Below are 24,026 nucleotides of genomic sequence, written 5' to 3'. Positions count from 1 at the left end.
AGATAATATTTTGAAAAGGAAGCCACATGTCTCAAGAGCTTACACCAGGTCTCGTTGTTGCCCATAGCCATAGGTTGGAAGATTTGACTGAGGTTGCGGTGTCACTCATGAAAATTTACCCGCTTGCTCCGTTAGAAGATGAGACGGTACTGGTGCAAAGCAATGGTATCGCACAGTGGCTAAAGATTTCATTAGCAAAGTCTGTAGGGATCGCCTCGATGATAAATGTGACCCTGCCTGCCCGTTTTGTCTGGAAAGCTTATCGAACGGTGTTAGGTGACGAGATCCCCAAGACTTCGCTGTTCGACAAAGATCGGTTGATTTGGCGCATTATGCGGGTTCTACCAACGTTGCTTGTCGATCAACCTGATCATTTCAATGCTCAGCGAAATTATTTAGGTGAACCTATAGATCAGCGTAGGTTGTTTCAACTCTCCGAACGTATTGCCGATTTATTTGACCAGTACCAAAACTACCGCGCGGATTGGTTGGATTCATGGACTAATGGTCGCTATCTATTAGATCACGAACAGCAACCCGTCAGTCAAGATAATCTCTGGCAGCCTTTACTATGGAAAGCATTAGTCGATGACATTGGTTCAGAGTTGCTTTGGACAAACAGAGCAGAACTTCACCGGCAATTTGTCAGGTCAGCAAAATCTCTAAGCAAAGGTCCTCGAGACTTACCTTCGAGAATTATTATTTTTGGTGTTTCTTCTCTACCACAGCAAACACTTGAGGTGCTTGATGCGCTTAAAGGTGTCACACAGATCGTTTTGTGTGTAAACAACCCTTGTAAGTATTACTGGGCTAACATCGTCGATGGAAAGGAAGCTTTAAAAGAAGCGCTAAAAGATGCTAAGCATAGGCAATCAGACAAGAACGTCGAGATTGAGAATGTAAGCGAAAACGAGTTTCACCTTGATGCTCATCCGTTGTTAGCGTCTTGGGGCAAACAAGGGCGTGATTACATTCATTTGCTCGATTTGTATGACGAAACACAAGAAAAAGAAGCTTCTTTTTCAGGTTTAAAGTTTGAGTTGTTCGACGAAACTAAGCCTCGAAATATATTGCAGCAGCTGCAAAGCGATATTCTAAACTTGCGTACTATATCAGAAACTAAAGCACTCTGGCCTCCCTTAAAGACGCCAGACAGTTCTATAAACTTTCATATTTGCCATAGCATACAACGTGAAGTTGAAGTTCTTCATGACCAGCTATTAGCAGCTTTTGCGGAAGACGGAGGTTTGCGCCCTAGGGACATTATCGTAATGGTGCCAGATGTGGATGCCTACGCGCCCCACGTTGAGGCTGTCTTTGGGCGGTTGCATCAGAATGATAAGCGTAAAATACCTTACACGTTAGCTGATCAGGGACAGCGACATCAACAACCCTTGTTAATCGCTGTTGAAACGCTACTTTCTTTGCAACAGTCTCGGGTCACACAGACCGATGTACTCGCCTTGCTCGGTGTTCCAGCGATTCAGAAGCGTTTAAACTTGAGCCAACAAGAATTAGAAGAATTATGTCGCTGGATAGATGAGTCAGGCGCGCGTTGGGGACTGAACGGTAGGCATCGTAGTCAATTTGGTATGCCAATAGATGAGCACACCAATAGCTGGTGGTTTGCGTTAGAGCGCATGATCATCGGATATGCAGCCGGAGAGCCTGTATCACTTACTCAGCCGAGATGGGCAGACGTTGAGCCTTATCACGAAATTGCGGGTCTATCTGCAGGAGCGGTCGGTAAACTTGGAGCTCTAGTTGAAGCGCTGGATGATTGGTGGTCTGAAACCAGTGGTCAGTATTCATTAACACAATGGACAGAGAAGGCAGGGCTATTACTCGACAAGTTTTTTCAATCGTCAGACGATAATGACTTAATGCTACTCGGTAAGCTTCGGTCTGAGCTTGCCAATTTATTAGAGATCACTAACGAAGCCGATTACGAAGACAAGCTGGAAATTAATATCTTTAGGGAGAGTTGGCTTTCACGTATCGACCAACCAAGCTTGAATCAACGTTTTTTAATGGGATCTGTGAATGTTGCGACTCTAATGCCTATGCGGGCAATACCGTTCAAGCACATCTATATTTTAGGCATGGATGATTCTGCTTACCCGCGCCGACAACCCAGTACGGATTTCGATTTGATGCAGAATCGCTATCGACCGGGTGACCGCTCACGAAGAGACGACGATAGGTACTTATTTTTAGAAGCTTTACTTTCTGCAAGAGAAAAACTTTATATTAGTTGGGTAGGCAGAAGTGCCCAAGATAACAGTGAATGGCCTCCTTCGGTTTTAGTGTCGCAACTAAGAGACCATTTAACTTATGGTTGGTGTCCAGAGGGTGTAGAAAAGGATTCATTTCTTAAACAATTCACAACCGAGCATAGACTTCAGCCTTTTAGTCCTGATTATTTTAACCAAGGGGCACATTTATTTAGTTACGCGAAAGAATGGCATGAGTTCTCTGCAGTGCAGATGACTGAAGAAGAGGAAAAGCCGACTTTTTGGAAACTGGATGATGAGCAACCACTCATTTTACGAGTTAAAGATCTGGTCAGCTTTATGCGCGAAACTTCAGAACCCTTTTTTACTAAGCGCTTAAGAACCTATTTTAGAGACGAAGATGTCGAGACTCATGATAGTGAGACCTTTGAATTCGGTGGACTTGAAAGTTGGACCTATCGCACAGCATTAATCAATGACTTACTTGATAATCTAAAAGATAAATTAGTGCATTCGAACGGCAAACTAGAAGAATTGAACGACCTACAAGCATTTTTTAAGCCCAAGCTTTCTGCGTTATACAGAGAAGGAAAACTGGGCGTGCAGCCATTCTCAATAAGCCTTGAGACCAAGCTTATCGAAAATGTTGAGCAAACAGTTCAGGCTGTGATGGCAGAGTTCTCAGAGTTTAAAGAGCCCGTTAATGACCTTAATATCCAACAAAAACTTGGGGATATCTCCTTAGAAGACTGTATTTCCGGTCTATACCGTACAAAAGATGAACGCATAATCCAGCTACGTATTAGTGCAAGCCGTGAGGAGAATAAGCACTTGTTCGAACCATATATTCGTCACTTGATGGCTGCAGTAGCTGCACACGAAGAGGGTTTGGGACCAGTGACTACGGTCGCGATTTTTCGTGAAGCTAAGGCAGGAAGTCGACCTAAGCGAATTGAATTGTGCCCAGTCTCTAAAGAAATCGCCACGTCGAGATTAAAAGACATAGTTAAAATATATCAGCAAACCTTGTCAGATCCTGTTACGACGGTAGGAGAGTTTGCCATAGTTTGGCTCGACACTTACTACAAGAAAATCTCCTTAAAGAAGGCTCCTCTTTCTGAGACTGAAGCAAAAAATGAGGCTGACCTTGCGGTTTTAAAGATGCTAACTGATCCTGAAAAGTCTGATGATTTACAAGGCAAGTTTCCGTATGCCCACCGCGTACTTCATGATTTTGAATCTTTGCTGGAGACGAAAAGTTTTGAAGACATGAAGTTGAGACTTTATGCGCCGTTGTTCCGCATCATGAATGACCAGACAGCAGAGTGTGAGTTACCTTCAGCAAAAGGAGAAGAGTGATGAGCAATAACCTTAAAGATCCTCGTGACTTCCCTTTGCATGGCAGTCGCTTAATAGAAGCGAGTGCGGGAACCGGTAAAACCTACACGATTGCAGCCTTGTATGTACGCTTAATTCTCCAACACGGCAAAGAGGATTTGCGTTTCGAGACAAAGCTCTCGCCAAGAAATATTCTGGTGATGACCTTTACCAATGCGGCAACGGCAGAGTTATCAGACCGTATTCGGGGGCGTCTTACAGAAACGGCGGAATTTTTTCGACAGGAAAGTGACAGTCATAAGGACCTATTTCTTGCAAACTTAAAAAGCGACTGTATTGCTCAAGGTTTATGTTTGAGGTCACTTGCTAGAGAACTCGAACTTGCTGCAGAGTCAATGGACGAATCTGCCGTATACACGATTAACGGTTGGTCGCAGAAGATGCTTACCGAGCATGCGTTTGCAAGCGGTAGTTTGTTCCAACAAACGGTGCAAACTGAAGATGATGAGCTTAAGTTAGCAGCTTCAGAAGATTACTTTCGTAAGTATGTGTATGCACTAGAGCCAGCATCGGCGCAGAATTTGATTGCTACTTTTAAGTCACCACAGTACTTGAGTGGGAAGGTGCGAGGACTTTCTTCTGACGGGCAAATGAGACCCGAGGAATTAGCAAATCTCGACGATGTAAAGAGCTTTGCAGAGCAGGATGCTAGGAATGCCGCTCTTACTATTAAGAATAAATACAAGCTTGTTGCTGAACAGATTAATGCATGCTTGCAAGCATTACCGGATAGTGGCAATAAAGGACGCAAGGCAGCTGGAAATGCGCTAGAAGCATGGACTACAGGTCCCGATTTGGATATCCAAGAAGCGCAGAATGTTAAAAAGTACATTACAGTTGAAGACCTTCAAAAGAAGCTCAAAGAAAATTTGCCAGATGGCATTGAGGTTTTAACGCAATTGCTTGATGACCTCGAACTCGTGGCGGGCTTTGTCAACCAAATTGATGCTGCACTATTCAAGCATGCTAGTGACTACATTGCGAAACGTTTCAAAGACCTTAAGTCGCAAGCGGCAGTGTTGGGCTTTGACGATATGCTGACAGGTCTTCGCGATGCACTTCGCGGTCCTAATGGTATGTTACTTGCTCAAACCATCCGTGAACAATTCCCCATCGCCTTGGTTGATGAGTTCCAAGATACTGATCCTGTGCAATATGAAATTTTTGACCTTATTTACAACATTGAAAACACATCGAAGAGTAATGGTATTTTTCTCATCGGTGACCCCAAACAAGCAATCTACAGTTTTCGAAATGCGGATATTTTCACTTATCTAAAAGCGCGTAAGGCGACCGAGGGAAGACATTACAACCTAGATACCAACTATCGGTCGAGTCAGAAAATGGTTGACGCCATTAATGAGCTCTTCGCAAAGGGAGATTTTGCTGAACGCGGAGCCTTTTTATACAAATCGGAAATACCTTTCAAACCAGTCAGCGCAAATGGGCAATCACGCATCTTTAGAGGGTTGGATGGTCAGGACGCTGCTGCCCTAGAATGGGCAGTAGATACCAACGCTGGCGGTAATAAGGCAGATTATCAAGGGCCTGCAGCCGACTATCATGCAAATCTTATAGCAAAGCTTTTAACCAGTAAGGTAGCAGGATTTTACGATAATGGAGAAAGAGCGGCAGTTAAAAGTAAGGATATTGCCGTCTTGGTTGCCAATGCGAAGGAAGCTAATCTTATTAGAAAACAGCTTTCTAAGCGTAACATTCGCAGTGTTTATCTCTCAGAAAACGATGCAGTCTATGCCCAACCGGTGGCTCAGGATCTGCTCAGCATATTACGGGCTTGTGCGCATCCAAGAGATCCTAATCGAATTCGAACAGCATTATCTGTACCCTTACTTGCGTTACATTTAGCCGACCTAGTGAAATATCAAGAAGATGAAACTAAGTGGGAAGAGGCTGTTGATGCATTTATCGGGTACCACGAAATATGGGAGCACCGAGGTGTGCTTGCCGCACTACATTGCTTACTGCATGACTTTAAAGTACCTAGTCGGTTGTTGGCTGAACCAAGTGAAGGTGAAAGAACGCTATCAGACGCTTTGCATATCTGTGAGCTTTTACAAAATGAGAGCTTACTGCATGAGGGCATGGCGGGCCTTGAGGATTATTTTGCGCAACAAGTGAATGATTTTAAAAACACCAGCAGTGCCTATGGCGTGAGTACAAAACGCACAGGAGTAGATGCGCTAAAACTGCGTTTAGAAAGCGACCAAGATTTGGTGAAGGTCATTACTTATCATAAATCGAAAGGTCTGCAGTATCCGTTGGTGTTTATGCCTTTCGCTGCCTATACAGCGGAGCGGCGTTATCGCATTGATAACAAATTCCCAATTTCATATCACGACTCCGATAAAATTGGCGAGAGAGTGAAAAAGGTTGCGTGGGATAAATCGAACAAACGCAGCATACAACTTATCGAAGAAGAGCAACTCGCTGAGAGTGTGAGGAAAATGTATGTCGCGCTAACTCGTGCCGAGTTTGCAACTTTCGTCACTTTGCGAATTACTGGCGAAGTAAAGTCTAACCCTCTCTTTTATCTGCTGCTTGGTGACAATGTTAAAAGTGCTAAAGATTGCCCTCTTTTAGAAACTGCGCAGTCTCGTTGGGTGGCAACGAATAATAATCATACCTCAGTTATCCCCTTACCATTTGAGTCTCGGGTTAGTGTTCCACGTGCTGATAAGAGACACACAAATTTGACCGCAAGATCGATGCCCGACTATCACAAATTCGAGCGTTGGTGGGTTGCAAGTTATAGTGCCCTTCAATATGGCAATGAAGTTTTAGCTCCACAGACTCCACCGGAGATGAATACCCTAGAAGAGCGTGAGGAGGACGACTCCCTTGGTGTGCCGGACCAGACTTTAGAAAAACGGATACACCATTTGCCCAAAGGGGCTGGACCAGGAACCTTTTTGCATTCTCTATTAGAGGATGCAGCAGATATGGGCTTTAAAAATGTTGCGCAGAATCATGATGTGTTAACAGAGCTTGTGAAGAAACGATGCCTAAGCTCATTTTGGCAAAAGTATAGTGATGATTTAGCCAAGTGGCTGCAAGCTTATTTACAAACGGCGTTTCATTACAGCGCTGAAATGCGAGTGGTAAGTGATAGCTTTACCCTGCAAGATCTTAAAACTTACAAGGCAGAGCCAGAGTTTTGGTTTGCCGTGAACGATGTGAGAGTAGAGCAAGTAGACACTTTAATGATGAAGTACATTATGCCTGGGCAAGAACGCCCTAAGCTAGAGAGCAACACGCTCAACGGTATGCTTAAAGGCTTTATAGACTTGGTTTACGAGCATGATGGCCGATACTTTGTGGCCGACTATAAATCGAATTGGTTGGGTGAAACGGACCAAGATTATAGCTACGGGAATATGCGTAAGAAAATCTTAAGTAGTCGGTATGACCTGCAGTATGTGATTTATACTTTGGCTTTGCATAAGCTTTTGCAGGCTCGTCTGGGCTCTTTTTATGATTACGATAAACATATTGGCGGCGCCGTTTATTTATTTTTACGAGGCAATGGAGCTGATACCGCAGGGGCTTTCTGTGACAGACCCCCTAGCTCCTTAATAGATCAGTTAGAGAAGTTGTTTGCCGGCCCCAACGAGCAAAACAAGGAAGTGTCATATGGGTAATCATGAAATACTCGACATACTTGAAGTATGGCAGGCAAACGAATGGATCCGCGCACTTGATCGCCAGTTGGCGTTGCAGCTAATGCGAGCGGACGTTCCGGCATCTGTTGCATTCATTGCTGCTATTGTGTCACATCAAGTCGGGCGAGGTCATACGTGCTTGGCTATGGAGAGTCTTGTCGACAATCCTCAGCGCCTTCTCGATATTCCACCATCTGGCTGGCAGCCGCCCTTGGGTGAAATAACTGCCCCTCAAATTGAAGATGTATTGCGGCTAGTATTTGAAGTCGATAGCCTTTGTTTAATAATGGGAGAGTGGAAGCAAGCTGTATCGGATTGTGATGCGATTCGCGTTTTAAATAAAGCTGATGACAATCTACAACCATTAGTATGGGACGCAGAACATAAACTCTTATTTCTTCGACGCTACTGGCAACATGAGGCGCAAATAAGTGATTGGTTAATCTCAAGGATGTTATACGAAAACAAGCTACAAGCTTCTTTGGTGGCTCCTATCGTTGACAAATTTATACCGAGTGGTAAGTCAACTAATTGGCAAAAGATAGCGTGTGCGAATGCGGCAAAACAAAATTTTAGTGTGATTACAGGCGGTCCAGGAACTGGCAAAACGTATACGGTAGTGCGGGTATTGGCAACTTTAGAACAGTTGCAAAGTGACCTTCGCGTTGCGCTTGCTGCTCCAACGGGAAAAGCTGCCGCACGCATGCAAGAGTCTATTGATCAAGCACTGCAAGAAGGCGGGAATAGCGGTATGTTTAATGGTGTGAAGCGTGTGCTAACAAGAAAAGCTTCAACCTTACACCGACTTTTAGGAACGCAGCGAAACAGTCGCTATTTTCGACATAGGAAAGACAATCTCTTACCCTTTGATGTGGTAGTTATCGATGAGGCATCGATGATCGACACGGAAATGTTCAATGCTTTATTGCAAGCAATAGGTCCCGCCACAAAGTTGATTTTATTAGGCGATAAGGACCAACTCGCGCCCGTTGAGGCTGGCTCAGTATTAGCCTCGATTTGTCGCGGTGCGGAAAACCGTCGATTTTCGCGACTCCATCACCAATGGTTAGTACAGGCGAGCAATGAAAACCTTGGAGTTGAATATTCGACACAAAGCGACGAGCTAAACTGGCTTGATCATGTAGTTATGTTAGATGGCTCACAGCGCTTTACAGGGTCGGTTGCAGACCTAGCTGCTGCAGTCAATTCACAGGACATTGAGTTGGCAGAACAAACGCTTCAAAACCCTGATGAGAACCTTTCGGTACTGACGTCAATAAATGGTGTGACTTCAATTGATAGCTTGATGTCTTATGTCATCCCTCAATTTAAGCCCTACACTACAAGTTACTCAAAAGCCGCCATGCTTGATGCAGACAATATAGATAACTGGGCGCTATCGGTTTTATCTGCACATACAAAGTTTCTAATCCTCACCGGACTTAGAAATGGGCCATGGGGGCAGCGAGCCATCAATACCATCATCACCCAGAAATTAGGTGGGAAGTCCGATAAGTGGTATCACGGAAGGCCTGTGATGGTAACTAGCAACGACTACAGTTTGAATCTGAACAATGGTGATATTGGGGTGGCATTGAACCACCCTGACGATGGGCGCCTCAAGGTTGCATTTCCCGGCAAGGAGAAGGGGGCCGTGAAATGGGTAATTCCCAGTCGTTTAACAGAGGTTGAAACGGTATATGCCATGACCGTGCATAAATCTCAGGGCTCGGAATTTGCGCATACGGTTCTTGTGCTACCGGATCGAAGCTCGCCCGTATTGACCAAAGAACTTCTTTACACCGGGATTACACGAGCGAAACCAAAGCTAACGCTTGTGATCCCAAATGAGCAAGTATGGCAGGAAGCTGTTGATACTCGAATTGAAAGAGTTGGCGGACTATTTTTATAAGAATAATTGGGACCAAATGCTTTTGATAAAGGCGATTTGTGCCATTTACGGATCGTCATGGATTCTCTTTTGAACTGCTGTTTTTGTTTAGATTATCTGAACTTGGGGCTGATCACACTGACGTGACGCAGTCATAACCGCCTGCAGTAATGCGGCTAGGTGTTCGAGTTTGTTTGAAGGATATAGACGGAGCAAGATAGTCGTGTAGTTATCAGATCTGAGCACATGGTAAAACATCGCACAGTGAAAACCTAGAGAGAAAAATCCCGTACGAACTTCAGGACACGTAAAATTCGTACGGGCAAGGTTATTGCGTTATTACCTACTCAGGTCGCTCAGCGTTGCCTGGCACTTAACGGCCTTCCATGTAGATAAAAACTCAGTTAACGATTGAGAAATAGCATTATCGATGCCAATGTTTTTTATTCTTTTATTTCAATGACATGAAGTTTTCACTCCAATATCATGGGTGATTAGATCGGCGTTTTTGGTGCACAACTGCATTACAATAGTGCACCACCTTTTGATTAAAAAACGCGTGGATGCCTAATGCATTGTGAACAAAAATCAGTAAACTTAGCTGCCTAATTAATCCAATTATATTTGCTATGCATCCAATAGAACTTAAAATTTTAGATCCGCGTATTGGTGATTCAATTCCCCTCCCCTCATATGCTACCGACGGCTCTGCTGGCGTTGATTTGCGAGCATGTCTCGACGAAAACGTGGTATTACAACCAGGTGAAACGTTTTTAGTACCCACGGGGATTGCTATTCATATCGCAGATAACAGTCTTGCTGCTACTATCCTTCCGCGCTCCGGACTAGGTCACAAACACGGGATTGTTTTGGGTAATTTAGTTGGATTGATTGATTCTGACTATCAAGGCCAGTTGTTCATCTCTTGCTGGAACCGAGGTAATGAAACCTTCACTATCGCAAGTGGCGATAGGATAGCACAACTCGTCTTTGTACCTGTGGTACAAGCCGCATTTACCATTGTTGATGAGTTTGGTTCTAGTCAACGAGGCGAAGGCGGCTTTGGCTCGACTGGCGTAGCCTGATATATTTATTGGGAGTACTGGTCGGCACGCCGCTCGTACTCCGCACATGCTGGCGTGGTAATATCTTCGTTTAATTGATCACAGCTTAACTGTGCCATTGAATTTAAACAGTCCGTTGCGGGCTGATAAAGCTCATGTTGACCGCTGATGTCAGAGTAATTCATCAGGCTATCGCACACACCAGCGATCATACCTTCCAACATTTGCTTCATTTGCGGGGTTATGTCAGGCGAACCGGCCATCTCTTGCATGGCGCAGGATTTGAACTTCTCACATGCCGCTTTCGAGGCTTGCTGAAGTGGGTCTGTTGCGTTAGCTGGAACCGATTGAATGCACAGCGCAGATGCTACTGTACAAATAAGAACAACCTTTTTATAAAGAGAATCGCTTGAGTTGAACACTAATTAACAGCCTTCCATGGGGTATTTGTGTTTAAAAATTAGCCATTATTTACATAAATATCAAGCTAAAAAAAGATACACTCTGCAAGAGAAGTATCCATATATGCTATCTGAGGTGAAAGCTAGTCATATAAATATGGACTTAGTCGACAGCAGATTAAATATAAGAAAGTAAGTTTTTAGCTAATTAACTGGCTTATCTTTCAAAACCGTAAAACATTGGTAAAGAGACTTGATTGATGCCGGTAAAAAAACCGGACAGTGTGTCCGGTTTATCTTCAGTGGGTCGCTCTATCAGAATACGTAATTAACACCAATTCTCACAAGTGTTGCATCCGCGGAATCATCTACATCGTCGGAGTACTTGCTAATGTCTGCTTTGAACGCGATATTGGTGTCAAAGTCGTAACGCAACGTTGCTGTAAGCACGTTGAATTCATCCAACTGCGCCATTTGCGAGCCCATAGCAACGCCCATCAATTGAGCGATAACTTCTGGTGGTAATGGCGCAGCACCAATCGCTGCAATCTTATCGGCATACTTCACGTCACCACTAGACTCGAAGCTTTCATACGTTAACGCGGGTGTCCATTTGCCAAACCGCTTACCGGCAGTGACGTAAAACGCGTCATCATCATTAGCAAAGCTATCGTCAACTTTGATATTGGTATACTCAGCACCCACAAACCAATCAAAGTTATCGTACATCACGCTGAAACCAACAAATTCGCCAGTATCGTCTTCGATCTTCAAGTTACCCGCTAACTCAGTAAAACCGAGGCTTTCTAACGCAGCAAACCCTTGTCCGACTGACAGACCTACGGCATCCGTTGATTGGGTCAAATCAATTGTCGTGCTGGTGCGGCCATAAACGCCGCGCAGAGTCCACTCACCATCACCAAATTGTAATGAAACTAAGCCGGTATTATCGCCGATATTGTCCGTTCCGAAAGTTTCACCTCTGTATTGGCCAAATGCCAAATCCAAAAGATAATCCCAATCACCGGCTAACCCAGTCACTGAAACTTTTACCCCGTCCATATTATTAAATGGCACGTCATAAACCACTGATGGGACTGACAACCAGTGGTAGGAGTAACCCACATCTAAAGAAGAGGAGTAAGTAAACAGGGGTAAGCGGAAGCGCCCTGCAGTTACCGTGACGTTGTCAGTCGCCGCATAGGATAAATACGCCCACTCAAAATCCGGATCGTAGTCATTCTCGCCCCGAGCCAGGATCTGCGCAGTTGCGGTCATCTTTTCATTGATGTCACCACTGACTTGGATCGCAAACAAACTGTCCTGACTAAAAGTGATATCCTCGTCATAGCCATACAGAGTATCGTCGCTACTTGTCATGCCACCGACGAAGTTGGCAAATCCATTGATCCTAACTTCTGCATGCGCTGCAGTGCTGATAGCCATGGCAATGGCTGTTATTGCAAATAACTTTTTCATATTGGTCTCCCTAACCTAGTTCAAGTTAACTGCTTTAACCGCGTCAGTTAGCGATGCCGAGTCAATATAACCAATCGCACTTGGATTTTTTGAAACTAACTCGATCACTTCAGCATCACTGCCCACTTCTTTGGGCGGTACGCCTTTACCGGTGAACACCAACTTTGACCAATACGCTGAAACTTGTGACGAGCTGCGCCCCAAAACATTAGTGTCAAAATCAGCACGCACAGCACTATCGGCGATTTGATTGACCGGAATTGATTCACTGCCATCAGAAAATTTCTTTTCTTTACCTAGGAAAATGCGTTGCACGCTTTTTTCGTCTAATGCGGCATTATTATCCGGGTGCACGATTACCGTGGTTTGCGCGAAGGCACTGAAACTCACCCCTACGGTCAACAACGAAGATAAAATAAATTTGCTTACTTTCATTGAGATTCTCCCAATTGAATTTTGAATACAGCGGAGCGTGATTGCGCTCCGCTGACACCGCTTAAAATACGTAATTAACACCAATTCTCACAAGTGTTGCATCCGCAGAATCATCCACATCGTCTGAATATTTGCTGATGTCTGCTTTGAACGCGATATTGGTGTCAAAGTCGTAACGCAACGTTGCTGTAAGCACGTTGAATTCATCCAACTGCGCCATTTGCGAGCCCATAGCAACGCCCATCAATTGAGCGATAACTTCTGGTGGTAATGGCGCAGCACCAATCGCTGCAATCTTATCGGCATACTTCACGTCACCACTAGACTCGAAGCTTTCATACGTTAACGCGGGTGTCCATTTGCCAAAACGCTTACCGGCAGTGACGTAAAACGCGTCATCATCATTAGCAAAGCTATCGTCAACTTTGATATTGGTATACTCAGCACCCACAAACCAATCAAAGTTATCGTACATCACGCTGAAACCAACAAATTCGCCAGTATCGTCTTCGATCTTCAAGTTACCCGCTAACTCAGTAAAACCGAGGCTTTCTAACGCAGCAAACCCTTGTCCGACTGACAGACCTACGGCATCCGTTGATTGGGTCAAATCAATTGTCGTGCTGGTGCGGCCATAAACGCCGCGCAGAGTCCACTCACCATCACCAAATTGTAATGAAACTAAGCCGGTATTATCGCCGATATTGTCCGTTCCGAAAGTTTCACCTCTGTATTGGCCAAATGCCAAATCCAAAAGATAATCCCAATCACCGGCTAACCCAGTCACTGAAACTTTTACCCCGTCCATATTATTAAATGGCACGTCATAAACCACTGATGGGACTGACAACCAGTGGTAGGAGTAACCCACATCTAAAGAAGAGGAGTAAGTAAACAGGGGTAAGCGGAAGCGCCCTGCAGTTACCGTGACGTTGTCAGTCGCCGCATAGGATAAATACGCCCACTCAAAATCCGGATCGTAGTCATTCTCGCCCCGAGCCAGGACCTGCGCTGTTGCAGTCATCTTTTCGTTAATGTCACCACTGACTTGGATCGCAAACAAACTGTCCTGATTAAAGCTAATATCTTCGTCGTAACCGTACAGTGTGTCATCGCTGCTCGTGATCCCACCAACCAGATTGGCGAATCCATTGATCCTAACTTCTGCATGAGCTGCAGTGCTAATAGCCATGGCAATGGCTGTCATTGCAAAATACTTTTTCATCGGAACCCCCAATCTTAATTAACTGAAATGGCTTTTACATCGCCGGTTACAGAAGCACTATCGACATAGCCAATAGCACTCGGATCAGATGCGACTGCGGCGATTACCGCTGCATCATCGGCGACTTCGGTGGGTGGAACCCCTTTACCGGTGAACACCAGCTTTGACCAATAGGCAGATACCTGCGCTGAACTTCGACCGATGATTGACGTATCGAAATCCGCTCGCACGCCAGATTCTGCTACCTGATTAATGGGAGTCGCTTCAGAGCCTCCGGGAAACTTCTTTTCCTTGCCCAGGAAAATACGCTGTACCGTTTTGGCATCAATGGCATCGGCGTTGCTGGGATGCACCACCATAACCACCTCAGCTGATGCGATATGACTCGCAAGAGACAGTAAGACGGCTATGCCTCCTGTTATAACGTGCTTTTTCAACATGGCATTCCTCATTTTTTTGAGTGTTTTCATTACTTTAGCGGCGCGAACTTTAGTGACACAATGATTAATAAACAACCAATTTTAGGTATCGTTTTTTATACGTCGGTGCTGCAAAACATAACCAACAGCTAACTCGCCATTTGTAAACCTACGCACACAAAAAAGGAGGCCAATGCCTCCTTTCAATCTGCTGCGATACCGGTAACTTGCATTATCCGGCATGGAACAAAACCCTGTTCTTAATCAACAGTTTAGTCGTTCCACACAACCTTGCCAGAATATTTTTTCTGGATCACATCTTGATATCGCTCTTCGAGTACATGACGCTTCACTTTGAGCGTTGGCGTGAGCAAATCATTTTCAATTGACCACTCTTCTTGCATGATCACTACACGATCCAAGCGTTGATGGCTCTCCAATTCACCATTGATCTTTTCTAAAGTTGCAAGCAAGGCCGACTCTACATCATCCTTGGGTTGATTGGCTGCTTCAGCCGATAACACCAATAATGCGATAGGTTGTGGCAAGTTCGTACCGGTAACACAGACTTGTTCAACGATAGGGTTCTCCATGATTTTTGCTTCAATCGGCGCTGGTGTAACGTATTTGCCTTTTGCAGTTTTGAAAATATCTTTCAAACGGCCGGTAATACGCACGTAACCTTCGTTATCGATAGTGCCTTTATCTCCTGTCCTTAACCAGCCATCCTCAGTAAAGGCCTCAGCAGTTTTTTCCGGTTCTAAGTAATACTCTTTCATATTACAAGGTGACTGAACCTGAATTTCGCCCTCATCCGAGATCCGAATATTGACACCGTCATAGGCATGACCGATACAGCCGACCTTGTCCGAGCGATACGGCACGCTACTGGTGCCATACGCGCAGTTTTCGGTCATCCCCCATCCCTCACTGATCTTCACCCCAATGCGCTCAAACCAGCGAATAACCGCCGGCGCTAAAGGCGCTGAACCACTCGCCCAAAGACGTGCTTGGTCGATCCCTAACCCTTGCCGGATCTTGCGTGCAATCACACCTTTGACGATCGGAATGCTCAACAGTAGATTCAGTTTTTTCTGTGGCATTTTGGCTAAAATACCCATTTGGAATTTTGTCCACAAACGTGGCACTGAAATAAACAAAGTTGGCTGGCAGGCAACCACGTCTCGCTGGAAGGTATCTAATGACTCAACGAAACTCACCTGCATGGACGAGTAAAGGCTCGCTAATTCTACTAAAACCCGCTCAGTGATATGCGCTAGTGGCAAATAACTGAGTACACGGTCGTCTTTTGAGACAGTCAGCGCAGAAAGTGAATTTTGCGCTGCCCAACAAATCGTATTAAAGGTATGCACAACGCCTTTCGGTTTGCCGGTGCTGCCAGACGTGTAAATAATGGTGGCCATAGCATCCATTTCAACGTTAGGCTGGCCCTCCAATGGCTCAATATCAATGAATTCTCGCCACTGCATATCTGTTTTAATACCCGGATATGGAAACGCGACAGATTTAACATTCGCCGGAATGGCCTGCAGTTGATTTTCAGTATCGTCCAACTTACCAACGAAAATCAATTGAGTCTCGGAATGGTTTAATACGTATTCGATGGTACTTTGCCCTGCGGTAGCAAAGATTGGCACAGACACATGACCCGCCATCATGATTGCAAGATCTGCAACAAACCATTCCATGCAGTTTTTCGACAAAATACAAATGCGGCTACCCGGTTCAAGATCCATTGAAACGAGGCGATTCGCTACTTTCCGAACCAACGTGCCGACCTCTGACCAAGTGTAGTCTTTGACGACGCCATCAACGGGTTGTTTTAGATAAACCGAATCGGGACACTCTTGCTCCCATTTGTACAGCATGCTCAGGGGTGAAGCTGGATTTTGTGTCATAGTTGTCAATACTTCCGTTTGTAGGGGCATATTCATCTTATGTTAGACCAATTAACATTGCATTTACATAGGCTAATTAAGACTGCTTCGTTTGCCAAATTCAATATTAATAAGTCGACTAATAACTCATGTTTATTCGAGCAATTAAATCAGTAGTAACGTAAAAAGCTGTTTCAGCCAAGGAAAACGTAACTATGCTTCAATAGGGATGCGCCCGACCTTAAACTGGCTGCGCTTCAGCATCGGCTGTGGAGCTAACTGAAACAGATCACCGTTTTTGCCAGCAAATGTTTTCATAACGCCTGCCATTTTTGCAATCCGCGCGTTAGCCTCTATATGTTCGGCCTCACCATGCACCGGGATTGCTAGCTGAGGCTTAACCCAGTGATACATCGCCGTTAACTCATCTTTATAGGGGTGCCCTGAAGCATGGATTGGATGCTCACTAGTTTCAGATAAAACAACGTTAATTTTGCGCTGCTCGAACTGAATGACGAGGCGTTCAACCTCTCTTTCGTTCCCCGGAATTATCATGGCGCTAAAAAGTACGGTATCCCCCGCATCTAAGGTGAGATCGGGGTGCGTATCCAAAGCCAGTCGCGCCAGCGCCGCGCGTGGCTCTCCCTGACTCCCCGTTGCAATAGCCAGTACTTCTTCACGAGGTAAGTAGCCAATATGTTTGGGATCTATGAGTTCCACATCATCGGGCCAATAACCGGTAACACGGGCAATACTTACCATATTTTGTAAGCTTCGCCCGAACACAGCAACGTAACGTTTGGTCTGTTGCGCGACTTTTGCTAGCGCCAGGAGGCGCGCAACATTACTGGCAAAGCACGTGACCACTACTCGACCCGTTTGCTGTTTTATGCTCTCAAGCAGGCCTTGGTAGCACTGATACTCTGATACGGAATGCCCGGCTTTTAAAGCATTAGTCGAGTCACATACCATAGCTAATAAGTTGCGAGCAGCAAGTTTTTGAAAAATTGTCGCATCAAATTTTTTACCTAATCCCGGGCGATGATCGATTTTCCAATCTGCAGTATGAAAAACCTCCCCAACTGGCGTAGCGATAATTAAGGCACTAGGCTCGGGTAATGAATGTGTGATGGGTAACCATTCAAGCGTAAAATCCCCAACATTTAGGGGCTTTTCAAATTCAACTTCGACAATGGGCACCTGCCCGTCCAAGCCTGCTGATGCTAACTTACGGCGCAACACTTCAGCGGTAAATGGGGTCGTGTAAATCGGCGCTTGTAAACGTCGCCACACATGTGCAATACCGCCAATGTGATCTTCATGGGCATGAGTAATGACAATCCCGACCAAATTTTCTTTTTGTTGAGCAATAAATCTTGGATCGGCCGCCACAACACGAAAACGTTGTGCAGAATCGGGGCTTAAGGGTTCATCGAAAGTAATCCCGCAGTCCACCATCAACCATTGCCCGTTATGCCCATACAAATTCAGGTTCATACCGATTTCTCCGGTTCCCCCCAATGGCACAAACCAAAGTTGATCTTGATCTGCTATCATCGATAACAACTCACTCTATTTGCTTACTCCAATCATTACAGAATAACCTCAGCACGACTAATAAAAAAGGGTGCCGAAGCACCCTTGATCACTTAAAAGTAATACCTGAATGTCGCACCGATGGTGCGCGGTTGATTCGTTCGATACGCTAGTCGTGCGCGTCCACCACGTTCGCGGTCAAAGGATAAGTTAGCGTTTTCATCTAAAACATTATTAATGTATAGCAACGCCTCCCATTGATCGAACTCAAATCCCATATTCAGATTTAGCGTCTGATAACTATCCAGCTCTAAGTCAAGATTTGTTTGTTCAGAACCCGTCGCCCCGCCAAATGGCAGATTAGATACAAATTGTCCAGCTCCTGCGACTTGGTCACTCGGTTGCGTAATGCGATCACCTGTGTACTGCAACGACGCTGACATATAAGTATTCACCGAGTTAAACAACGGAGTTGGGAAATTGTATGTCGTCGCTAGCGCAAATTGCAATTCAGGAACAGACGCCAATCTGTTACCTTTCGCCACTCCGCCAATGACATTTCCATTACTATCTAAAACGGTCGAATCGAATTCAGCTTCAATCACAGAACCAGCGAAGCTGATAAACAGGTAATCAGTCGCCTGACGGGTAAATTCGAACTCTAGACCCTGTGTATGGGCTTCTTCAACGTTAAAGGAAATCCGTGACGAACACGAGCCGGCATCCAAAGTTACCTGTAAATCATCGATATCATTGTAGAATGCCGCTACATTGGCAGTCCAACCACGCGCTGCAGCCTTCATTCCAACTTCATAGTTAATCAAGGTTTCATCATCATAATCTTGGAACCCACCGAATACCGCTCGGTCACTGTCGTTACACAAGGTTTCGTTCAGTGGATCATTAACCCCACCTAAGCGAAACCCTTGCGAAACTTGCGCATTCACATTGACCGTTTCGTTCATACGGTAATTGGCAATCAGGCGCGAAGTAAATCCATCGGATTGGGTAGAATCCACTTGATCGTCACCATTTGAAAAGAGTCCACCAGTAGTAAATCGCCGGCTTTCCTCATAATCGTAGAAGCGCGTACCTGCGGTTACGCTTAGATCATCGTTGACATCAAACGTTAATTCACCAAACACCGCCAGCTGCTCAAGATCATAAGGTAAGTCAGCGTTATAGGGAGAATCTGCGCCAAATCCATTCGCCACCGCAGCCGATACCCCATCGCCTAACACTGAATCGGTGAATGCATCATAACCTGGCGTTGGTAAACGCTGTGAATACGTGCGCTGGGTATCCGAAAAGAACACGCCTGCTAACCACTGCAGTGCATCATCGCCATTCGATGCCGCACGGAATTCAAAGGTATCCTGTTCAACTTGCGTGCGGTCACGTAAATTCGACGGTAACAAAACGGCGGCGTCCGGATAACCCAGATCAACACTGACTGAACCTGTGAGTGCGCTGGCATCACGGCTAACTAAAATATCTCGATCGGTGTAACTATACACGGCGGTAAGATCCACTGTATTTAATTGCCACTCTGCCGTTACATCAGCGATCGTAATATCGTCTTCAAATCCTTCGTTCAGTAATAGGTACTGTTCTCGTTCTCCCAACTGAATAGCAGGTCGAGTTGTTGTGTATGGGTTAGCAAACAAGTTGAAGACTTCTTGTCGATTGAAGCCTCCCATGTCGATGGATTGAAAGATCAGGCGTGGGGTTATGCTTAGGTTTTCTGTAGCTTGCCACTTTAAAGCCACTCGGCCTCCGGTGCGCTCACCATCGTTAACATCCTTAAAGCGGGTGTTATTCTCACTCAGTGCATCGATAAAACCGGCATAATCAGTGCGGTAAGCGACTGCACGTAAGGCCAAGGTATCATCGGTCAAGGGCACATTCACCATCCCTTTGATATGGTTACCATTGCTACCATCAGTGACGGTGTTCAAATTTGCTTCTACTGACGCTTCGGTCAACCCTAATTCAGGTTGGTTGGTAATGTAGCGCAATGTGCCACCAATTGAACCGCTGCCGAAAAGGGTTCCTTGTGGCCCACGCAACGCTTCAACGCGGTTTAAGTCATATAAATCCAAATCCGGTGTAAACAACGAAAGTGATATTACACTTTCATCCAGATAGACCCCAACCTGCTCTTTTACCCCAGGTTGGTCGCGCACGATTTGTCCCGCTGAAACCCCTCGCATAGCGACCTGACTTTGACCTGGCCCTAAGTTTTGGATGGATACACCGGCAACGCTACGCGTTAATTCTTCAAGGTTGGTTGCGCCTGCACGCTCAATATCTTTTTGGGTTTGTGCGTTAATTGAAAAGGGAACTTCTTGCAAGCTGGTCGACCGTTTGGTAGCGGTAACCATTATCACTTCAACATCATCCTCACTGGGTTTTTCCTGTGCCAATACAGGTGTCGCAATGAGGCCAGAAATTGCTAATGCCAGCAATGACGGCTTGAACAAACTAGGATTATTTTTCATCGGTGTGTTCCTTCATAACTATTATTGTTATCGTATGTGTTAGCAAATCCCCATCGGCATTAGTCAGCCGCGTGTCACTATGAGGATCGCTCTCATTGGTTTAGCAACAATCCTTACAACATACAAGTAAACCAACAAATACTTACAAATTACTATGCATAACGGCTCTAGCCTTATCGCTTTAATAGCGTTTCCAACTCCTCTGGCAGAAAAACCAAACCATCTTCACCGGGAACAGGAAACACAGCGACCGCTAAGTCATCCTCTTGCATCCCCCGCGTCCAACGAGCAAACCAATCATTTAAGCTTATGGCAACCGCAGCACACTCACTCCACTCTTCATTCCGCCAAAGTTCTGCAGCTTCTTGCGTTGGCCACACAGGGATACAGTCCTCATCGTCAGTAGTCAGCATTACCGCTCCATCATCATCGGATAAGATCCAGATTTGCTGGTACTGATTAACGAGCTGATCGAAATACTGCGTGCGTCTCTCGGCTGGCGCAGCCAACATATCATTTAAGTCTGGCGAGTTTAATTTATCGTTCATCATTTAGTTTATAGAAGACACGTTTGGTAAAGGTAGCTTATATAAACATTCAACAGCTGAACACACAACTAGATTCAGAATGGATACTGCGATTCGAGGTTGCCGATTTAATCTTCTAGTAACGCAGAGATAACATATTGAAAACGCTTAGGTATGGTAATTCATGGCATACACGCTTATGATGATGATATAGCAGTGATAGAGCGCAAACTATGAATCAGCGGCTGTGTTGTTTTCTCTTCATTATTGGACTAGTTTCATTCCCTTGTGCTGCAATTCAGCAACTCCGAATCGTCTACGCTGCAGACTTGCCAATTATAGGTGCGCAAGCACATGGGGATTACGCAGAATTGGCAACGCTGTTGCGCGAACAACGCGCCCAACAAGAAGTTTTATTCGTTTTTGGTGGGGCAAGTTTAGCGCCAAGTCCGCTGGCTTCCTTTGATTCTGGCTCGCACATTATTGATATTCTGAATCTACTCGCACCTGATGTTATGAGTGTGACTAAACGAGAGTTCAGTTATTTTGAGGATGAACTGATCCTCAGAAGTTATGAAGCCTCTTTCCCAATGCTATTATCTAACGCCGTGGATGTATATACCCAGCAGCCCCTTGATGGACTCTATACGCAGATGCTAATTGCCAAGAGTGGGGTAAATGTGGGCTTTATCTCTATTTTGTCGCCACAAATCGGTGAAGAATATTTACTGCAGCGCGCCCGCATTATGCCGCCGCGCGAGAGTGTTGAACGTCATGCAAAAGAGTTGCGGGCTCAGGGTGCCGACTTCATTATATTGTTGCATTCAGACAAATTTGATTTTATCCCACAGCTTCTTGATCAAGCGACCATTCATCTTGCGATTCAAAGCGACCCGAATAACCCGACAAATAGTTCTCTCCAGACTGAACAGCATCCCCAGCAACTCAAGATTGATCAAGTGGGTCACGCAGCGGTGATTAATGTCGTATTTGAGGCTCATTCGTTTAAATCCGAAAAGCCACAGATTACGCTTGACTACTCACTTCGTGACCTTGCAGCAATTGAACCCGATGCTAGTGTTAACGCAGCGATCAATCACTATCAACAACGTCTTGAATCACAACTCGACGTGCCACTTGCAACCATTACTCAACGCTTTAGTACGCAACGAGAAGTCGTGCGTCAAGAGGAAAGCGGATTTGGCAATCTGATTGCTGACGCTATGCGGTTGGAAGCGCAAAGTGATATTGCCATGATTAACAGCGGCGTCATTCGGGGTGAACGCAAGTATCAACCCAATACAATTTTCAGCCAACGCGATTTGTTATTGGAACTTCCTTTTAGAGCCCGCTTGGTGGTGCTAAATATATCTGGTGAACAACTAAAGCTTGCGCTCGAAAACGGAGTCAGTTTGTATCAAGATGCAAAAGGACGCTTTTTGCAAGTATCCGGTATGGCTTATCGTTTTTCTCCATCAAAACCCGTCGGTCAAAGAATTACTGAAATTACCGTTAATGGTGAACCACTGAAAAACACCAAAAGTTATCGCTTGGCAACAACCGATTATTTGTATCGCGGTGGCGATGGCTTTACGGTATTTAAAACGCTAGAACGCAGTTTTAATAATGCTCCAACCAGTCCTCTAATTGCTGATATCGTTGCGCGCAATTTAAAGCGCAACAAACACCTCTCGGTAGAGACTGAACAACGGATCACCCGAGTTGAATAAGGCAGAAACAGAGAATTTATGATATGAGAAGTCTGCATTCCATCCGTACTATCACAAATATCCTACTAGGGCTATTTGTCGCACTTTTTCTCGTTATTATCATTTTTAGCTATCGCCAACTTTCTGAAACCGAAGAATCATATTCTCATATCGCCAATAACGTCGTCCCTACACTGGCTGACAATGGGATTTTACACAGCCAATTAACCGCTTTAGCCTTTTTGGTATCTAGCTTTTCACAATCTAACAGTGCGCCAGAAATGCGTGTCAATGAGCGTCAAGTGAATGAGAAAATTGAAGAGATATATCGCTTGATGGATGCTGATAGTGCTGCAGTGAACGACCTTAAAACTGTACAAGCGGAATTTGACCTTCTAAAAGACGCCATGACGCAGTCATTGTCTCTACAACAAGCCGAATTTCGGCAGCAAGGATTAATTAGCCAGCAAATGGCGCATGGCCCTGATGCTAAAAGTTACAGCATTGACATCAGCCAATCATTGTTTGCTCTTCACACCGCAATTGGTCAACTTTTTCAGGCTGAACGGCTGATGGACTTGCGCAATCAGGAAAGTCGTATTAACGGTCTTTTTACCCAATTGAATAGCAATAGCAACCAACGCAAAACGATCGATCAGTACCTAGCCGTCTTGCAGGAATTAACCTTTGGAGACGAGGGCTATGCCAGTATAAAAGCGAAAATCATGCGTGAGCGCGCTCGCATCGAAGGGCAAAGTAATTTTATCCGCCGATTTGTGCTTGATATTGCCAAAGATGCTGAATTTCGCGCCTATCAATTCGCCGAACAACAGGCGCAGCTAACTTCAACGTTTGCTAAAACAACCTCCCAGAAATTTAGCATACTATTGGCTGTTTACACGCTCACTTTCCTGATCGGCCTGTTACTGATTTTGTTTATCAAAACTCGCGTCGTATCGCGCTTGGTTACGCTTAATCAATCAATCAAAGAGCAGGCCAAACGCGCAGTAAAAATTTCTCGTACTGAAGATAAGGACGAGATTGGCGAGTTAACCAATACTATTGCCAATCAATTCGACACAATTGAACATCAAAAGAATGAACTGACTCAAATGAGTTTCGTTGATAGCTTAACTAAAGTAGCCAATAGGCGCGCTTTCACTGAACACATGAAACAAATTTTACCGTTGGCAATTCGCAATAAAATTCCCCTGTCAGTGCTGCTAATTGATGTGGACTTCTTCAAACAATACAATGATGAATACGGTCATATTAAAGGCGATGAAACGCTGCTTGCAGTAGCCCAAACACTGGAAAATATGGGCCGCAGAGGAACTGACTTTGTCGCTCGCTATGGTGGTGAGGAATTCGTTTGTGTTCTCCTTGGGCCCACGCATGAGGAAGCCTACAATTTTGCAGTGCAAATCTGTGAGCATGTCAGGGCACTGGCTATCCCTCACAGCGCCAGTCTGAACGACCCTCGATTAACCGTTAGTATTGGTATTTGTACCGAGCTTAATCCAGACGACTCGTCAACTGAACGCCTGGTCCAGTGTGCGGATACGGCATTATATCAAGCGAAAACACAAGGTCGTAATCGCGTTGTGGAGTATCGCGCCTAAAAAAACT

15 protein-coding genes are annotated in these 24,026 nt (G+C 45.1%); 6 read left to right on the top strand and 9 right to left on the bottom strand.

Annotation, left to right across the window (positions count from 1 at the left end; translation table 11 throughout):
• The first annotated feature begins 74 nt into the window (after positions 1 to 74).
• The 4 genes from recC to dut all read left to right on the top strand — a co-directional run bounded on the left by recC (position 75) and on the right by dut (position 10,288).
• Positions 75 to 3,593, top strand: coding sequence for an exodeoxyribonuclease V subunit gamma (gene recC / locus AC121Z_RS06500; RefSeq protein ID WP_498127537.1), 3,519 nt, complete (start codon positions 75 to 77; stop codon positions 3,591 to 3,593).
• Positions 3,593 to 7,291 carry an exodeoxyribonuclease V subunit beta gene (recB, locus tag AC121Z_RS06495; protein WP_498127535.1) on the top strand — a complete coding sequence of 1,233 codons (3,699 nt, stop codon included), beginning with the start codon at positions 3,593 to 3,595 and terminating at the stop codon, positions 7,289 to 7,291. Before recC ends, recB begins: the two co-directional genes overlap by 1 nt.
• Positions 7,284 to 9,224 (top strand): exodeoxyribonuclease V subunit alpha, encoded by a 1,941-nt coding sequence (recD, locus tag AC121Z_RS06490; RefSeq protein ID WP_498127534.1) that lies wholly within the window; start codon positions 7,284 to 7,286, stop codon positions 9,222 to 9,224. The genes recB and recD overlap by 8 nt, the downstream gene beginning before the upstream one ends.
• 608 nt (positions 9,225 to 9,832) lie before the next feature.
• Positions 9,833 to 10,288: a dUTP diphosphatase gene (gene dut / locus AC121Z_RS06485; protein WP_498127533.1), complete on the top strand. Its 456-nt coding sequence runs from the start codon at positions 9,833 to 9,835 to the stop codon at positions 10,286 to 10,288.
• 5 nt (positions 10,289 to 10,293) lie between these two features.
• Here dut and AC121Z_RS06480 read toward each other — a convergent pair whose 3' ends face one another.
• The 9 genes from AC121Z_RS06480 to AC121Z_RS06440 all read right to left on the bottom strand — a co-directional run bounded on the left by AC121Z_RS06480 (position 10,294) and on the right by AC121Z_RS06440 (position 20,712).
• Positions 10,294 to 10,689: a hypothetical protein gene (locus tag AC121Z_RS06480; protein WP_498127531.1), complete on the bottom strand. Its 396-nt coding sequence runs from the start codon at positions 10,687 to 10,689 to the stop codon at positions 10,294 to 10,296.
• Positions 10,690 to 10,983: 294 nt separating this feature from the next.
• The gene (locus AC121Z_RS06475) at positions 10,984 to 12,147 is read right to left on the bottom strand and encodes a porin (RefSeq protein ID WP_498127529.1); all 1,164 of its coding nucleotides are present in this window, start codon (positions 12,145 to 12,147) and stop codon (positions 10,984 to 10,986) included.
• A 15-nt stretch (positions 12,148 to 12,162) separates the two neighbouring features.
• Entirely contained in the window at positions 12,163 to 12,582 is a 420-nt protein-coding gene (locus tag AC121Z_RS06470; protein WP_498127527.1) for a type 2 periplasmic-binding domain-containing protein, read from the bottom strand.
• A 61-nt stretch (positions 12,583 to 12,643) separates the two neighbouring features.
• The gene (locus tag AC121Z_RS06465; RefSeq protein ID WP_498127525.1) at positions 12,644 to 13,807 is read right to left on the bottom strand and encodes a porin; all 1,164 of its coding nucleotides are present in this window, start codon (positions 13,805 to 13,807) and stop codon (positions 12,644 to 12,646) included.
• A gap of 14 nt (positions 13,808 to 13,821) precedes the next feature.
• Positions 13,822 to 14,247 carry a phosphate ABC transporter substrate-binding protein gene (locus tag AC121Z_RS06460; protein WP_498127523.1) on the bottom strand — a complete coding sequence of 142 codons (426 nt, stop codon included), beginning with the start codon at positions 14,245 to 14,247 and terminating at the stop codon, positions 13,822 to 13,824.
• Between the two features lie 251 nt (positions 14,248 to 14,498).
• On the bottom strand, positions 14,499 to 16,175 hold the full coding sequence (locus AC121Z_RS06455) for an AMP-binding protein (RefSeq protein ID WP_498127521.1): 1,677 nt from the start codon (positions 16,173 to 16,175) through the stop codon (positions 14,499 to 14,501).
• Positions 16,176 to 16,337: 162 nt separating this feature from the next.
• Positions 16,338 to 17,681 carry a ribonuclease J gene (locus tag AC121Z_RS06450; protein WP_498127520.1) on the bottom strand — a complete coding sequence of 448 codons (1,344 nt, stop codon included), beginning with the start codon at positions 17,679 to 17,681 and terminating at the stop codon, positions 16,338 to 16,340.
• Positions 17,682 to 17,773: 92 nt separating this feature from the next.
• Positions 17,774 to 20,161 carry a TonB-dependent receptor gene (locus AC121Z_RS06445; protein ID WP_498127519.1) on the bottom strand — a complete coding sequence of 796 codons (2,388 nt, stop codon included), beginning with the start codon at positions 20,159 to 20,161 and terminating at the stop codon, positions 17,774 to 17,776.
• A gap of 173 nt (positions 20,162 to 20,334) precedes the next feature.
• Positions 20,335 to 20,712, bottom strand: a complete 378-nt coding sequence (locus AC121Z_RS06440) for a DUF2750 domain-containing protein (RefSeq protein ID WP_498127518.1) — start codon at positions 20,710 to 20,712, stop codon at positions 20,335 to 20,337.
• A 209-nt stretch (positions 20,713 to 20,921) separates the two neighbouring features.
• On the opposite strand from AC121Z_RS06440, the gene AC121Z_RS06435 reads away from it, so the two are divergent.
• Entirely contained in the window at positions 20,922 to 22,418 is a 1,497-nt protein-coding gene (locus tag AC121Z_RS06435; protein WP_498127516.1) for a bifunctional metallophosphatase/5'-nucleotidase, read from the top strand.
• Positions 22,419 to 22,441: 23 nt separating this feature from the next.
• Complete coding sequence (locus AC121Z_RS06430; protein WP_498127515.1) at positions 22,442 to 24,019, top strand: GGDEF domain-containing protein; 1,578 nt, start codon at positions 22,442 to 22,444, stop codon at positions 24,017 to 24,019.
• Positions 24,020 to 24,026 lie beyond the last annotated feature (7 nt).

This window comes from Alteromonas sp. DYW1 (assembly GCF_059752595.1).
This window is presented reverse-complemented; position numbering and strand designations above follow the sequence as displayed.

Excerpts from the sequence above, each read along its gene's own strand:
- AC121Z_RS06445 (WP_498127519.1), bottom strand. The coding sequence starts at position 20,161 with ATGAAAAATAATCCTAGTTTGTTCAAGCCGTCATTGCTGGCATTAGCA.
- AC121Z_RS06455 (WP_498127521.1), bottom strand. The coding sequence starts at position 16,175 with ATGCCCCTACAAACGGAAGTATTGACAACTATGACACAAAATCCAGCT.
- AC121Z_RS06460 (WP_498127523.1), bottom strand. The coding sequence starts at position 14,247 with ATGTTGAAAAAGCACGTTATAACAGGAGGCATAGCCGTCTTACTGTCT.
- AC121Z_RS06435 (WP_498127516.1), top strand. The coding sequence starts at position 20,922 with ATGAATCAGCGGCTGTGTTGTTTTCTCTTCATTATTGGACTAGTTTCA.
- AC121Z_RS06475 (WP_498127529.1), bottom strand. The coding sequence starts at position 12,147 with ATGAAAAAGTTATTTGCAATAACAGCCATTGCCATGGCTATCAGCACT.
- AC121Z_RS06450 (WP_498127520.1), bottom strand. The coding sequence starts at position 17,681 with ATGATAGCAGATCAAGATCAACTTTGGTTTGTGCCATTGGGGGGAACC.
- AC121Z_RS06440 (WP_498127518.1), bottom strand. The coding sequence starts at position 20,712 with ATGATGAACGATAAATTAAACTCGCCAGACTTAAATGATATGTTGGCT.
- recB (WP_498127535.1), top strand. The coding sequence starts at position 3,593 with ATGAGCAATAACCTTAAAGATCCTCGTGACTTCCCTTTGCATGGCAGT.
- AC121Z_RS06430 (WP_498127515.1), top strand. The coding sequence starts at position 22,442 with ATGAGAAGTCTGCATTCCATCCGTACTATCACAAATATCCTACTAGGG.
- AC121Z_RS06470 (WP_498127527.1), bottom strand. The coding sequence starts at position 12,582 with ATGAAAGTAAGCAAATTTATTTTATCTTCGTTGTTGACCGTAGGGGTG.
- AC121Z_RS06465 (WP_498127525.1), bottom strand. The coding sequence starts at position 13,807 with ATGAAAAAGTATTTTGCAATGACAGCCATTGCCATGGCTATTAGCACT.
- dut (WP_498127533.1), top strand. The coding sequence starts at position 9,833 with ATGCATCCAATAGAACTTAAAATTTTAGATCCGCGTATTGGTGATTCA.
- recD (WP_498127534.1), top strand. The coding sequence starts at position 7,284 with ATGGGTAATCATGAAATACTCGACATACTTGAAGTATGGCAGGCAAAC.